10 protein-coding genes are annotated in these 14000 nt (G+C 65.7%); 4 read left to right on the forward strand and 6 right to left on the reverse strand.

Features of this window, described 5'->3' with window-relative positions; genetic code table 11:
* Positions 1-256: 256 nt before the first annotated feature.
* From gshA to M3461_08180, 4 genes are all read right to left on the reverse strand, one after another.
* A complete protein-coding gene (gene gshA, locus M3461_08165; protein MDQ3774321.1) occupies positions 257-1768 on the reverse strand; it encodes a glutamate--cysteine ligase in 1512 nt (503 codons plus the stop codon).
* A 363-nt stretch (positions 1769-2131) separates the two neighbouring features.
* A complete protein-coding gene (locus M3461_08170; protein ID MDQ3774322.1) occupies positions 2132-3547 on the reverse strand; it encodes a bifunctional 2-methylcitrate dehydratase/aconitate hydratase in 1416 nt (471 codons plus the stop codon).
* Positions 3548-3603: 56 nt separating this feature from the next.
* Positions 3604-4707, reverse strand: a complete 1104-nt coding sequence (locus M3461_08175) for a 2-methylcitrate synthase (protein ID MDQ3774323.1) — start codon at positions 4705-4707, stop codon at positions 3604-3606.
* Positions 4708-4926: 219 nt separating this feature from the next.
* Positions 4927-7020 carry a carbon starvation protein A gene (locus M3461_08180; protein MDQ3774324.1) on the reverse strand — a complete coding sequence of 698 codons (2094 nt, stop codon included), beginning with the start codon at positions 7018-7020 and terminating at the stop codon, positions 4927-4929.
* Positions 7021-7949: 929 nt separating this feature from the next.
* Here M3461_08180 and M3461_08185 point away from each other — a divergent pair.
* Entirely contained in the window at positions 7950-8153 is a 204-nt protein-coding gene (locus M3461_08185) for a cold-shock protein (protein MDQ3774325.1), read from the forward strand.
* Positions 8154-8251: 98 nt separating this feature from the next.
* Here M3461_08185 and recQ read toward each other — a convergent pair whose 3' ends face one another.
* A complete protein-coding gene (gene recQ / locus M3461_08190; GenBank protein ID MDQ3774326.1) occupies positions 8252-10444 on the reverse strand; it encodes a DNA helicase RecQ in 2193 nt (730 codons plus the stop codon).
* Positions 10445-10458: 14 nt separating this feature from the next.
* On the reverse strand, positions 10459-11253 hold the full coding sequence (locus M3461_08195; protein MDQ3774327.1) for an NRDE family protein: 795 nt from the start codon (positions 11251-11253) through the stop codon (positions 10459-10461).
* A 306-nt stretch (positions 11254-11559) separates the two neighbouring features.
* On the opposite strand from M3461_08195, the gene M3461_08200 reads away from it, so the two are divergent.
* The 3 genes from M3461_08200 (at position 11560) to imuA (ending at position 13853) form a co-directional block, all read left to right on the forward strand.
* A complete protein-coding gene (locus M3461_08200) occupies positions 11560-12441 on the forward strand; it encodes an isocitrate lyase/PEP mutase family protein (GenBank protein ID MDQ3774328.1) in 882 nt (293 codons plus the stop codon).
* A 153-nt stretch (positions 12442-12594) separates the two neighbouring features.
* Complete coding sequence (lexA, locus tag M3461_08205) at positions 12595-13227, forward strand: transcriptional repressor LexA (GenBank protein MDQ3774329.1); 633 nt, start codon at positions 12595-12597, stop codon at positions 13225-13227.
* Positions 13227-13853, forward strand: a complete 627-nt coding sequence (gene imuA, locus M3461_08210; GenBank protein ID MDQ3774330.1) for a translesion DNA synthesis-associated protein ImuA — start codon at positions 13227-13229, stop codon at positions 13851-13853. The genes lexA and imuA overlap by 1 nt, the downstream gene beginning before the upstream one ends.
* Positions 13854-14000 lie beyond the last annotated feature (147 nt).

Raw genomic sequence — 14000 nt, forward strand, 5'->3', positions numbered from 1 at the left:
TCCATCAGGGCCAGAGGCGACCCAAGGCCTCACCAACTAAGGCCGGATATATGGGAGCAACTGCGCTCACCGACCGCTGCCATCAACGAGCGAGATGCTTGCAAATCGGAGGAGTCCATATATGGGACGAGCGCAGCGAATCCCAGCTATCCCCGCGTCCCGAGCCATGTCGCTGGGATTCGGCTGCGCCTCTTCGCATAGCCTACATAGCTACATTCCCGATGCAACTGTCCACAAGAAGCACCGCGTTCCCCGCTCAGCAATTCGCGTAGTAGCGCTTGAGGTAGTCTTCGAAGGATAGATCGTCCTTGCGTTCGATCTCCGCCTGTTTCGCGAGCGATGCCTCGGCGGCTTGAGCGAAATATGCGAGGCGCTCTTTAGGTAACGGGCTGCGTTTGAAGTAGCGCTCGTGTTGTTCGGAAAGCCCGAGCGCGAAGGCGAAGAACGGCTCGCCGCGCTCGCGCATCTCCGCGAGCATGCGCGCCGAGGGCAGCAAGCTCGGGTCATGGATGGCGGCCCGCTGCCGGTTGAGGACACTGCCATACGGGCGTTCCGGCGCGGCGTCATCGAGCAGGGCGCAGATCGCCTCGATACGCCCACAGACGTCCAGCGCAAACTCCGCGAAGGGCCGCGAAATCCCGCGTTCCTGCAGGATTACGTCCGGGTCACGGCCATGGCGCGCGACGGCGAGTTGATTGTGCTCGATTTCACGGGACTCCTCGCCCGTCAAGGGCGGACTTTCGGTGAAGAGGCAAAAAAGCATGAAAGCCTCCAGGAACCGGATCTCGCCGGCATCGAGGCCACTCGGATGGAAGCAGTCGAGGTCGAGCGCCCTGAGCTCGACGTATTGGACGCCGCGACGCTGGAGCGCCAGGGTCGGCCGCTCGCCCGAGCGCGCCACCTGCTTGGGGCGCACGAAGCCGTAGTACTCGTTCTCGATCTGGAGGATGTGGTCGTTGAGCTGGCGGTATTCGCCGTCCACCTTCACACCTATTTCGCGATAGGGGGCATAGGGCGTCTCGATCGCCAGGCACAGACCCGCGACATATTCGGAAAGGTCGTTGTAGGAGATGTCGAGTCCGCGCTGGTTCTGGTTCTTGTAGCCGATGTCGCTCATGCGCAGCGAAGTGGCGAACGGGACATAAAAGGTCTCGGGATCGAGGGTCTCGAAGTCCGCATCCCGCAGGCCCACGAATGACCTGCAGACGGCCGGTGAGGCACCGAAGAGATAGAGCACGAGCCAGCCATAGCGTTGGATGTTGCGCACGAGACCGAAATAGCCCCGATCGACGAAGTCGCGCAGCGATCCGCTTTCGCCTTCCTGATATTGGTAGGCCGGCCAGAATGCTTCGGGGAGGGAGTAATTGAAATGCACACCGGCGATGGCCTGCATGGCGCGGCCATAACGGTATCCGAGGCCACGCCGGTAGATGTGCTTCATTTTTCCGACGTTGGAATGCCCGTAGCGGGCGATGGGGATGTCTTCGTCGCCGCGCAGCCGGCACGGCATGCTCGCGGCCCATAGGATCTCGTCTTCCAGGCAGCCGTAGACGTAACGGTGGATGTCCTCCAGGGATCCGACCGTCTCTTCGACATCGGCGCAGGGCGGGGTGCGAAACTCGAGCAGCGCCTCGGAGTAGTCGGTGGTGATATCGGGGTGGGTGAGCGCGGATCCCAGTGCCCGCGGGTGAGGAGTATGCGCGATGTCGCCCGTTGGGGTCACGCGCAGGCATTCCTTCTCGATCCCCTTCCGACCACGGGTGAGCAAGGGCCCCAGATGGGCGTCTTGGAGCCATCGGAGGCGCTCTTGAAATCGCGAAGACACGGTCAACGTTTATCGGAAAAAATAGACGAACGGTCAGAGGTTGTGAAAAACCTACTGCGCTCGGGATCTCGCGTTCCGGCGGTGCTCGGAATCCTCATGTATTTCAACATACACTCCGGCTGCTCGTCTCATCCGTGAGACTCGCCCCTTCGGGGCTAAAGCTCCGTTTCGCTCCCGGCGAAACGGTCCTGCGCTCCGGCGGGAAGCCAGGGCCAGGGAGTGGCCCTGTTTGGCGCGCCGAGGATGCAACGCGACCTCCCTTCGCTCGCGACGGTTTTTTCACAACCTCTCAGCACCTGTGAAAGATCAGGATACAGCCGACATGCTATGCGGGCTCAGGAAGCGATCGACGAGATCATCGACGGCCAGCGCCGCCAGGCGCTCGGGGTCTTCGAAGATCGCGGTGAGCGGATCGACCCGTTCGCCCGGGAAACGGGTGGCGAGATTCGCGCGGCACTTCGCGACGAGCCGTGGGAGCGCCTCGGCACGGCGGCGGGGATGCCCCAGCGGGAAATCGATCTCGATCCGGTCGGTCCTGCCCCCCTCGCGAAAGAACACTTGCACGGCATTCGGGATGGCGCGTTTTTCGGGATCCAGATAATCGCGGCTGTACCGCGGGTCCTCCTCCACCACCATCCGGTCTCGAAGCGCGTCGATGCGCGGGTCGGCGGCTACTTCGTCCTCGTAATGGCGGGCCGACAGCTCGCCGTAGAGGAGGCAGACGGCCACGATGTACTCCAGGCAATGGTCGCGGTCCGCCGCGTTTTCCAAGCGACCCTTCTTGCTGATGATGCACAGCGCGGGCGCCTGGGTGGCGATCTCGATGCGCTCGACCTCGGAAACCCGCCCGCGCACCTCCGGGTAGAGGCGCAGGGCACACTCGGCGGCGGTCTGGGCGTGGAACTCGGCCGGAAAGGCGACCTTGAAGAGAATGTGCGCAACAACGTAGCTCCCATACTCCCGCTGCATCCGAAAGGGCCGGCCGCCGAAGAGGACATCGTAAAACCCGAAGCGCGCGGCCGAGAGCGCGCTCGGGCAGCCGGGCTCGCCCCTCAGCGACACCAAGGCCACCCACACCCCGCGGCTCGTGGCGTCGCCCGCCGCCCAGGACTTGCGCGGCCCCACGTTCGGCGCCTGGCGGTAAGTGCGGAGGCTATGCCCGTCCACGAAGACGTGGGAGACGGCGCGCATGACGGCGTTCTTATCACCACCCAGTAAACGGGTCGCGACCCCGGCCGTGGCCAGCTTGACCAGCAACACGTGGTCGAGCCCCACGCGGTTGAAGCTATTCTCGAGCGCCAGGCAACCCTGTACCTCGTAGGCTCGGATGAGCGCGGTGAGCAACTCGTGCACCGCGATCGGCGCCAGTCCCTCGGCGCGCCGGGTGCGGCTCTGCCAGTCGGCGATCGCGAGGAGCCCGCCGAGGTTGTCCGAGGGATGGCCCCACTCGGCGGCCAGGAAGGTGTCGTTGTAGTCGAGCCAGCGGATCGCCAGACCGATGTCGAAGGCGGCCGTGACGGGGTCGAGGCAGAAGCTCGTGCCGGGCACGCGCGCCCCGTTCGGCACCCGGGTCCCGGCCACGATGGGCCCGAGATGGCGGGTACATTCAGGATGGCCGAGGGCGAGGATGGCGCAGCCGAGGGCATCCATGAGACAGTAACGCGCCATGCGATAGGCCTCCGTACTGAAACCCTCTGTTTCGGGCCCCCGATCGGCGACCACATAGTCGGCGATGGCCTCGATCTCGGGGTCGAAAGGCCCGGTCTCGCCCACAGTCCTCACCCGCGTTGCTCCATAGGCACGAAGCCGCGCGGCTCGGGACCCACGTAGGCCGCGCTCGGTCGGATCAAACGGTTATGCGCGCGCTGTTCGATGATATGGGCGGCCCAACCGGTGATGCGCGACAGGACGAAAAGCGGCGTGAACAAAGGGCTCGGGATCCCGGCCAGGCGATAGGCCGAGGCGCTGTAGAAATCGAGGTTCGTGTGCAGGCCCTTTTCGCGCCACATGAGCGCCTCGATGCGCTCCGAGACGGGAAACAACACCCGGTCCCCGCACGCCTTGGCGAGCCTGTGGGACCAGGACTTCATGAGCGGTGAGCGCGGGTCACCGTGCTTGTAGATGCGGTGTCCGAACCCCATGATGCGCTCACGGCGCCTGAGCATCTCAGAGACCCCGCGCTCGGCGCTGTCGGGATCGGGAAAGCGCTCGATGAGCCGCATCGCCTCTTCGTTGGCGCCGCCGTGCAACGGCCCGCGCAGGGCACCGATGGCGGAGCACACCGCCGAATAGAAATCCGACAAGGTCGAGGCCGTGACGCGCGCGGCGAAGGTCGAGGCGTTCAGCTCGTGCTCGGCATAGAGGATCAACGAGGCATCGAGCATGCGCACGGAGAGGGGATCGGGTTCCCGTCCGTGCAAGGCACGCAGGAACGAGTGCGCAAGCCCCGAAGGTTCCGCGTGCGGCGCCCAGGAACGGCCGGCATGATGCCAGGCGAGCAGCATCGTGGGCAGGGCGGCGACGAGCCTGTCGGCAATCGCGTATTGATCGCGCCCCGGACCTTCCGGGTCGAGCGTGCCGAGCGCCGAGCAACCGGTACGCAGGACGTCCATGGGGTGAGCGTCGGCCGGGAGGAGCCGGAGGATCGCTGAGAGCGCCTCGGGCAATGGCCTCAGCGCTGCCAGGCGCTCGCGATACGCGTCCAGCGCCTGCCGCCCCGGCAGCTCGCCATACACGAGGAGATAGGCCACCTCCTCGAAGCTTGCGCCTTCGGCCAGATCCACGACCGAATAGCCGCGGTAACGGAGCCCCAGGGACTCCTGCCCCACGGTCGCGATCGCGCTCTCGGCCGCGACGACCCCTTCCAAACCTGTTGCGAGCATGACGGTGATGCCTCGATGGCGCCCAAGAAGCCGTTAATGCCTACCTCCCGGGGCCGGACACGATGCGGCCGCATCTCGTTCAACCCACGGGCAGGCGCGGCGTATTCTATCAGTCGGGTAGCGCTGGACGCAGGATCGTCGCCGGTCCGCTCCACTGCGATAGATAGTGTGGTAGGGAAGGGTGGGGTAAGGCCGGAGCCTAGGCCGCGACCTCCTCCCTCAATCCTTCCCCAGCCACTCCGGTGCCAGACGGTTGGGCAGGTGCGGCGTTTCGGTCAGCGGCGGGTGACTGCGTCCCATAACGATGGCCAGGCACACCCGCAGGGTCTCGAGCACGAGCACCCAGGTCGCGGCCAGAAAGAGCACTATCAACACCGCATCGAGACGGTCGTTGAAGATGAGCTGCGCGGCCTTGTCCGCGGGGATCGAACCGCCGGCCAGTTGGGCCCCGAGGTCCTGCGCATGGGCGAGGAAGCCGACGCGAGGCTCGGGGCTCAGGAGCTTTTCTACGGCGGCGGTGCTCGTGACCGTGACCAGCCAGGAGAGGGGAAGTGCGGTGATCCACGCGTAGCGCAGCTTCCCCGATTTGACCAGGATCGTGGTCGCGACGCACAGGGCGATCGCCGCCAGCATCTGGTTGGCGATCCCGAACAGCGGCCACAGGCTGTTGATGCCGCCGAGCGGGTCGATGGTGCCCATGTACAGGAAATATCCCCACGCGGCGACCACCAGCCCGCTCGTCAGGATCACCCCCGGATACCAGCCGGTGCGGCCGAGCGCGGGCACCAGATTTCCGAGCAGGTCCTGGAGCATGAAACGCGCGACGCGGGTGCCGGCGTCGAGCGTGGTCAAGATGAACAGGGCCTCGAACATGATCGCGAAGTGGTACCAGAGCGCCATGAGCCCGCCGCCGAAGGTGCCGGCGAAGATGCTCGCCATCCCCACCGCGAGCGAGGGCGCCCCCCCGGTGCGCGCGAACAGGCTCGCTTCGCCCATGTTCGCCGCCAGCGCCTGCATGTCCTCGAGGCTGACGGGGAACCCCCAGCCGGAGATCACCGCGACCGCCGCCGCCGGATCGGTGCCCACGATGCCGGATGGGCTATTGATCGCGAAGTACACGCCGGGCTCCAGCACCGTGGCCGCGACCATCGCCATGATGGCGACGAAGGACTCCATCATCATCGCCCCGTAACCGATGAAGCGCGCGTCGATCTCGTTGGTCAGGAGCTTGGGCGTCGTGCCGGAGGCGACCAGGGCATGAAAGCCCGAGATCGCGCCGCAGGCGACGGTGATGAAGACGAAGGGGAAGAGCTTGCCGCCGAAGATGGGACCGGTGCCGTCCACGAACTGTGTCACGGCCGGCATCTTGACCTCCGGCCGGAGGATCATCAGGGCTACGGCGAGCGCCACGATGGTGCCGATCTTCACGAAGGTCGACAGGTAGTCGCGCGGCGCCAAGAGGAGCCATATCGGCAGCACCGCCGCGGCGAAGCCGTAGGCGATGATCAGGAGGGCCAAGGTCGGGCCGTCGTAGTCGAAAAAGACGCGCAGCGCGGGCTGTGCGTCCACATAACCCCCGCCGACCACGGCCAGCGCCAAGAGGATCACCCCGATGGCCGTGCCTTCCAGGACCCGTCCGGGACGAAGCGCGCGCATGTAGATGCCGACGAGGAGCGCGATGGGGATGGTCGCCGCCACCGTGCTCGTCGCCCACGGGCTGTGCTTCATGGCGTTGACCACCACGAGACCGAGCACCGCGATCAGGATCACCATGATCGCCATGACCCCGATGAGAGCCACGGCGCCACCGACCGGCCCGAGCTCGTCGCGCGCCATCTGACCGAGCGAGCGACCGTCGCGGCGGGTGGAAAAGAACAGCATCACGAAGTCCTGGACACAACCGCCCAGCACCCCTCCGACGAGGATCCACAAGGTCCCCGGGAGATACCCGAATTGTGCGGCCAGGGTGGGTCCGATGAGCGGCCCCGGACCCGCGATGGCGGCGAAGTGGTGGCCGAATACGACCCACTTGTCGGTCGGGACGAAGTCGCGGCCGTCGTTCAGCCGTTCCGCCGGGGTGGCGCGGGTCGGGTCCAGGCACAGCACCCGGGCGGCGATGAAGGCGCTGTAGAAACGATATCCGAGGGCATAGACGCAAACCGCCGCGGCGATGAACCAGAGGCTCGATATCGATTCCCCGCGGTGCAGGGCGATGCCCCCGGCGGCCGCCGCGCCGAGCACCGCGACGCAAAACCATGCGAGCCCCGAGAGCACGCGGCTTGGGGCTCGGGTGGCGTCTTCGGGTGGGCTCATGACAGGCTCGTGTCGTTCATCGGGTTCGAGAGCGGCGGGGAACTAGGATACCCGCTGCTATTCGATGGCGACAGCGCTCGCCACGGGCATTGACGCCGTCGTCGACCCCCTCGGTCTCCCCTCGTGACTCGGAGACGAGGAGGCCACCCTCAACGAAGCTCGTGGTGGCCAAGGCGGCCCCCATGCCGCCGAGCCGCACCCCCGTGGGCCGCGGCCGGCCCAGTCCGACGCAACAGTACCTGTTGCAAAGACCCATTGAATTTCCTATCCTTCGGAATCACCGGGTGCGCGGCGTCGAAGGTCCTGCGCCGTTCCATCGACCGGATGCCACGTAAAAGGGGACGTCGGTGGCTCGCAACTTGGTCGGTGCGCTGGAGCTCAGGAGCAGATGGCCTGTCGTTGGCGCGAGGCGTACAACAATAGGGGCTGGGTATGGTTTCGGTCCAGCAGATGGATGACAAGACCTTCCAAGTAACCGTCACGGGCACGACCACGACCACCCACACGGTGACGGTGGAGCCGGATTACTGCCGGATTACTGTAAGAAGCTGACAGGCGGGCGGGTGCGCGCCGAGACGCTTGTGGAGAAATCGTTTGCGTTCTTGTTAGCGCGCGAACCAAGCTAGCTAGCCGAGCATTTTCTTAATCGTAGTTTCGTACTCCGGAAAGTACCGACCAATGACGGGCAGCTCGAAGCTCCGCAGGATGCTGGTATTGGGCTTGCCACCGAGCATGCCTGTTTCGCTCACCGAGGCCAGTAGCAGCGATCATTGCTTTCTGTGTCCAGATCAGCTATAATGCATTTGTTGCAGTGCACATCTTGTAGTCAGTTCGGAAGTCCCTCCAGGTTTTTTTCGGTAGTTACTCCCGCATGGCGTCTTCAGGATCGGGCTTGCACCATTCCAATTCAACCCAACAGAGGTAATTCCGTGATTACAGGAACAGTAAAATGGTTCAACGACAGTAAGGGCTACGGCTTCATTACGCGGGAGGACGGCGGCAAGGATGTATTCGTGCATCACTCTGCCATCCAAGGTGGTGGCTTCAAGTCCCTAGCGGAGGGCCAACAGGTAACATTCGACGTGGAGCAGGGCCCGAAGGGCCCGTCGGCGACGAGAGTCCAGCCGGTCTAAACATCAGGCACTGCGTAGGCAGGTGTCGCGAGACCCCGCCAGCCGGCGGGGTCTTTTTTTGCCGGAAGGTATCACGAGCTCGACCGCTCGTCCCGGCGCTAGTCGGCCTCGACCACAGCGTTGATGAGGCCATCGCCGCGCTGCAAGCGCGCCGCGCGATAGATCCGCAGGAGACCGAAATCGTACCCGTCCAACCGCTCGCGCACGCCGCTCAGATTGGCCCCGCCGAGCGCGTCGAAAGCCTCTCTTATCGCGCGCTCGTCCTCGGGGCCGATCAGGGTGCCGATCTCGACCGGTTCGCCCGCTTCGATCGCCTGGGTAAGGTGAGCGTACACGGTGCCGAGCACGAAGCCGCGTTCTTCGGCGATATGCTCGGGGGACTGGCCCGCTCGAAACCGGCGCAGGGTCTCGCGCGCCGAGTCACCGAGATCCGGGTGCGCCGCCGGGACGTGGATCTCGGAAAACTCGCGGCGTGGATGCTCTTTCAGGAACGCGGCGATCTCCGCCATGAAAGCCGGGCCGAACTCGGCGAGCTTGGCTTGGCCGACGCCCGCGATGCGCATGAACGCGGCTTCCTGGGTCGGATAGCTGCGCGCCATCTGGCGCAGCGCCACGTCGGAGAACACGATATAGGCCGGCACGTCACGCGCATCGGCGAGGTGCTTGCGCAGCGCCCGCAACCGTTCGAAGAGCGGCTCGTCGCAATCGATCTCCCCGGCCCGCGAGGTGCGTGCTTCGCGCAGCGGGGTCTCCGCCTTGGTGAGCGTCACGCGCCGGCGCTCGCGCAAGAGGGCCCGGCCTTCTTCGGTTAGATCGAGTACATTGAATCTCGCCGGATCCTGGGAAACGAAACCCTGCCGCATCAACTCCCGACCGATCGCGGCCCATTCGTCGCGGCTATGCTCGCGGCCGATCGCGTAGGTGGAGAGCCGCTCGTGCCCCCACTTGCGTAGTTTCTCGGATACCGCGCCGGTCAGGACCGCCACAACGTGATGGAGCCCGACCCCGAAACCACTCAGCTCGCGGATGCGGTAGATGCAGGAGAGGAACTTCTGCGCGGCCACGGTGCCGTCGAAGCTCGCGCGCGGCGACAGACAGTTGTCACATCCACCGCAAATCCCGGGCGGCAGCGCTTCACCGAAATAGCGCAGAAGCTCGCCGCGGCGGCAGTCGGCCGATTCGGCGTAATGGACCATGCGGTCCAGTTGCTCGCGGGCGATCCTCCGTTCTTCGGCGTCCGGTTTTTGATCGATGAAACGCTTGAGTTTGATCGCATCGGCGGCATCGAAGAGTAGAAGACATTCGCTCGGTAGCCCGTCGCGGCCGGCGCGCCCGGTCTCCTGATAATAGCCCTCGACGTTCTTCGGCAGATCGTAGTGCAGGACGAAGCGCACATTGGGCTTGTTGATCCCCATGCCGAAGGCGATGGTCGCGCACATGACGCGCACCTCATCGCGCAGGAAACGCTCCTGCTGCGCCGCGCGGTCCTGGGAAGCCATGCCGGCGTGATAACTGGCCGCCGCGATCCCGTCCGATTGGAGGTGCGCGGCGAGCGTATCGGCCGTCTTGCGGCTCAAACAGTAGACGATCCCGCTGTCTTTCCCACGTTCGTTCAAGAAGGCGCGCGTCTGGCGGTAGGCACGGGACTTGGCCACCACCCGATACAGGAGGTTCGGGCGGTTGAAGCTCGCGACATAGCAGCGCGGCTCGCGGAGCCTGAGCAGCGCCACGATGTCCTCGCGCACGCGCGGGGTAGCGGTCGCCGTCAGGGCCATGAGCGGCACGCCCGGGAAGTGATCGCGCAACTCGGTGAGCTGGCGGTACTCGGGCCGGAAATCGTGTCCCCATTCGCTGATGCAATGGGCCTCGTCGATCGCGACGAGACCGACCGGCCGGCGCCCGAGGTCCGCCAAGACCCCGGGCACCATGAGCCGTTCGGGCGCCAGATACAGGAGTCGGAAGCGGTCCTCGCGTAAGCCCCGCAGGCGTTCCTGGGATTCTGCCGGGCTCAAGGACGAATTCAGATAGGTGGCCGCGATCCCGCTCGCGTGCAGGGCGTCCACTTGGTCCTTCATGAGCGCGATGAGCGGCGAGACCACCACCGTCAGTCCCGGCCGCGCCAGTGCCGGGAGCTGGTAACAGAGCGACTTGCCCCCGCCGGTCGGCAGGAGGGCGAAGACATCCCGGCCCGCCAGGCTGTCCTCGATGATGGCCTCCTGCAAGGGCCGGAACCCGTCGAAGCCGAAGTAACGCTTGAGGAGCGGGAGCAAGGATGTCTGACCGTCATGCATCGGTGATGGACCTCTCAGGGTGTGGGCGCACGCACGCCTCTTCCCAGCGCGATATCGAAGCGCCGGGTCTCGAACTTCTCTTGACCGGGCTCGAAGCTGCGCTCGACGAAGGTCAGCCGTCCCGCCCGATCGACCGTGAGCACGGTCGAGGAGCGCGTCCCGTAATGGGCGCTCTCGATGAAGATGGGGGACAAGAGGCGCTCCCATTCGATGCCTACGCCGGTGTCGGGGAGGTCCGCATCCGGGGGGATGCGGCGATCGGCGAGGAGCGCGAAGAGCGCTTCGATATCGAGCGCCAGGTGCCCCGACAAGAGCCGCTGGAGCCCTGCCTTGCCACGTTCGAGCTTGGGCCAGGGGGTGTCCAAGCAGTGGTTGCTCACACCGAAGATGCCGGCATCCAAGCGGCACGGGCCGGGCGTGCGGTTGCTGCCATAAGAGACGGTGGTGAGATCGCCGGCGATGAGGTTGAAGCCATTGTAAAGATCCCGGCGTGCCTGTACGGAAGACAGGTAATCGGTGACGGGTTCCGCGCCCTTGAGATAATCGGCGACCAGCATGCCCCGCGAGGGCGCCCGGGGTTCCGGAGCCTCGCGCCCGTCTCGGAAATTGCTCACGGCCGCGAATCGACCGCCGACATCGACCCCGAGCCAGGTCCCGCCGCACACGAGGTCCCGCCCCGCGAGCACCCGCGGGCTGTCTTCCCATAACCCGGCCGCGGCCGTGGGCCGGGCGTAGAACTCGTCGCGGTTGGCGGCGATCACGAGCGGGTACTCGGGGTGTGCGCGCAACGCCAGCAGGATCAGGCACATACCGGACACTCATGGCCGGACGGGGCCGGCCCTGGGGGCCATCGGTCGCGACGCAACGTCGTTACCCTGCAAGGGCGGCGCAGAGCCGGCGGCCGCCACACGACCGACGGGTGGTTCGGGCCCATCGGCCGAAATATATAAAAATAAAAAACGGGTGACCGGCGGATCGACGGCCCGCGTGGGTTTCGCTAAGCTAACAGGCGCACCGGCGGTACCCCAGCGGGATCGGTACCCCTGGGATCGGTCCCATTATACGGGCCCCGGCGGGCACAGCTAGAACTGCAAATCTCAGAAAAGGGAGGGGATATGTCCACATCGAACCGTCCCACCCGCAGGCTCCGGGAGTTGCTGGATCGCCCCGGCATCGTCCGATCGCTCGGGGCCCATGATGTCTTGACCGCGGTGCTCATTGAGCAGGCGGGCTTCGAATCGGTATTCATCGGGGGCTTCGGCACCAGCGCCAGCCTCTACGGGCTCCCCGATCTCAATTTCCTCGGGATGATGGAGATGGCGGACGCGGTGCGCCGCATGGCGAGCCGTGTCTCCATCCCCGTGATCGCCGATGGGGATACCGGCCATGGCGATCTCCCTAACGTGATGCGCTGTGTGGTGGAGTTCGAGGCCGCGGGGGCCGCCGGGGTGATCCTGGAAGACCAGATCTTTCCCAAGCGCTGCGGGCACTTCGAGGGGAAACAGGTGATCCCGGCCGAGGACATGGTGCTGAAGTTCAAGGCCGCGGTACGCGCCCGTCGCGACCCGGATTTCCTCTTGATCGCCCGCACCGATGCCCGCGAGCCCCTGGGGCTCGGCGAGGCCATCGATCGCGTCAACCGCTATTGCGACGTCGGGGCCGACGTGGCGTTCATCGAGGCGCCCTTGTCAATGGCCGAGCTCGAGGCCATCTGCCGCCGCGTCGAGCACCCCAAGTTCGTGAATATGCTGGCCTTCGGCAAGACCCCGGTGATCGGCGTCAGGGACCTGGAAGGGATGGGGTTCAAGATGATGGTGGCGCCCATCGATTCGGTGCTATTGACCGCCCGGGTCATGCGCGAGATGGCACAGGTCTTCCAGCGCGACGGGCACACCCGCGCGCTCGCGGACCGGATGGTGGAATTCAGTGAGATCAAAGAGATTCTGGGGGTGAGCGGGTTCCTGTCGCTGCGCGAGGAGGTCTCGCGAGGACCTTGAGGGGGTGGCGGAATTTCCTTTTACCTTTTCCGGCGCGCGCCGGTCGGGCACAGCCCATGGATGGGGGGATTGGGGCGGGGAGGACGACTCGGCTCTTGCTTCGGTGCCGAGATGCTCTACAATAGGCTGTAGATTCGTACAGACTTCAACGCCATGGATACACTGACCTTCCGCCAGAACCAGATCCTCAAGGTGATCCAGCGGTTCATCGACACCCAGGGGTTCCCGCCGACGCGCGCGGAGATCGCCGATAAATTCGGTTTCCGATCGCCGAACGCCGCCGAGGACCACCTGAGGGCACTGGAACGCAAGGGGGCGATCGCGCTCCTGCCCGGCGCCTCGCGCGGGATCCGATTGTTGGTGGATCGGCCATCCGGACTGCCGGTGGTGGGCCGGGTGGCCGCCGGCAACCCCATCCTGGCCGAAGAGCACATCGAGGCGCACCATGACGTGGACCCCGAGTTGTTCCAGCCCCATGCCGATTATCTCTTGCGGGTGCGGGGGATGAGCATGCGCGATGCCGGGATCCTGAACGGCGATCTCCTGGCCGTGCACGTCACGCCCGAGGCCGCGAACGGCCAGATCGTAGTGGCGCGTCTCGAAGACGAGGTCACCGTCAAGCGCTTCCGCCGCCGCGGCTATCGGGTGCGGCTGTTCCCCGAGAACCCCGAGTTCGCGCCCATCGAGGTCGATCTGCGGCGGCAACCCGTGGTCATCGAGGGGATAGGGGTGGGGGTGTTGCGGGAGCATCTGCCGGCGCAGACTCGTCTTACCGGCCGCGCCTGATGAGGGTCACTCATGAGCGGCTGGGCTGGCGCGGCGGGCGGCCCGCCTCGCCGGGGCCCGCCGCCATCCCCACGGGTTTCCCGGCCCTCGATGCCGCGCTCCCCGGGGGCGGATGGCCACTCGGGGCGTTGACGGAGGTCCTGGAGGAACGGCAGGGGATCGGTGCCTTGAGCCTCTTCCTACCGGCCCTGGCGCACCTGAGCCGGGGGGGGCGGTGGATCGCCTGGTTCTCACCCCCCTACCTCCCCTATGCCCCGGCGCTGGCGATGGCCGGTGTCGAGCTGGGTCGCGTATTGCTGGTCCAGGCGCGCACCCGGGACGAGGGGCTGTGGGCCTTCGAACAGGCGCTGCGTTCAGGGACCTGTGGGGCCTGTCTCGGTTGGATCGGGGCAGCCGATTTCCGGGTCCTGCGGCGCCTGCAACTCGCCGCGGAGGCGGGTAGGGGGCTCGGGGTCCTGTTTCGTCCGGTGGTCTTCGCGGTTCAACATTCTCCGGCCGCCCTGCGCTTGCGACCCGGCCCCCGGCAGGCGGGGATGGCGTTTCAGGTCTTGAAATGCCGGGGGGCCTGGTCTGCCGGTCCGACGACCCTGGGGCTCGATAGGGACCCGCCATCTATGAACCCGTAGTTTTTTCTCAGCGATGGATAGTAGGCGTGTCCAGTCAAGGGCACATTGTCCAGTCGGTGGAAGTCCGACCGAGGCCAAAAGACTCAGGCCTCGTAGCTTGGGAGGCGCCGTGGCGCGAGAGCAAGACGGCGGAGCCCTCCGACAACA

Source organism: Pseudomonadota bacterium (assembly GCA_030860485.1).
In the GTDB taxonomy this organism is placed as follows: Bacteria; Pseudomonadota; Gammaproteobacteria; order JACCXJ01; family JACCXJ01; genus JACCXJ01.

What these genes read in the sequence shown, in the direction of transcription:
- imuA (MDQ3774330.1), top strand. Translation starts at nt 13,227, where the DNA reads ATGAGGGTCACTCATGAGCGGCTGGGCTGGCGCGGCGGGCGGCCCGCC.
- M3461_08180 (MDQ3774324.1), bottom strand. Translation starts at nt 7,020, where the DNA reads ATGAGCCCACCCGAAGACGCCACCCGAGCCCCAAGCCGCGTGCTCTCG.
- lexA (MDQ3774329.1), top strand. Translation starts at nt 12,595, where the DNA reads ATGGATACACTGACCTTCCGCCAGAACCAGATCCTCAAGGTGATCCAG.
- M3461_08175 (MDQ3774323.1), bottom strand. Translation starts at nt 4,707, where the DNA reads ATGCTCGCAACAGGTTTGGAAGGGGTCGTCGCGGCCGAGAGCGCGATC.
- M3461_08195 (MDQ3774327.1), bottom strand. Translation starts at nt 11,253, where the DNA reads ATGTGCCTGATCCTGCTGGCGTTGCGCGCACACCCCGAGTACCCGCTC.
- recQ (MDQ3774326.1), bottom strand. Translation starts at nt 10,444, where the DNA reads ATGCATGACGGTCAGACATCCTTGCTCCCGCTCCTCAAGCGTTACTTC.
- M3461_08200 (MDQ3774328.1), top strand. Translation starts at nt 11,560, where the DNA reads ATGTCCACATCGAACCGTCCCACCCGCAGGCTCCGGGAGTTGCTGGAT.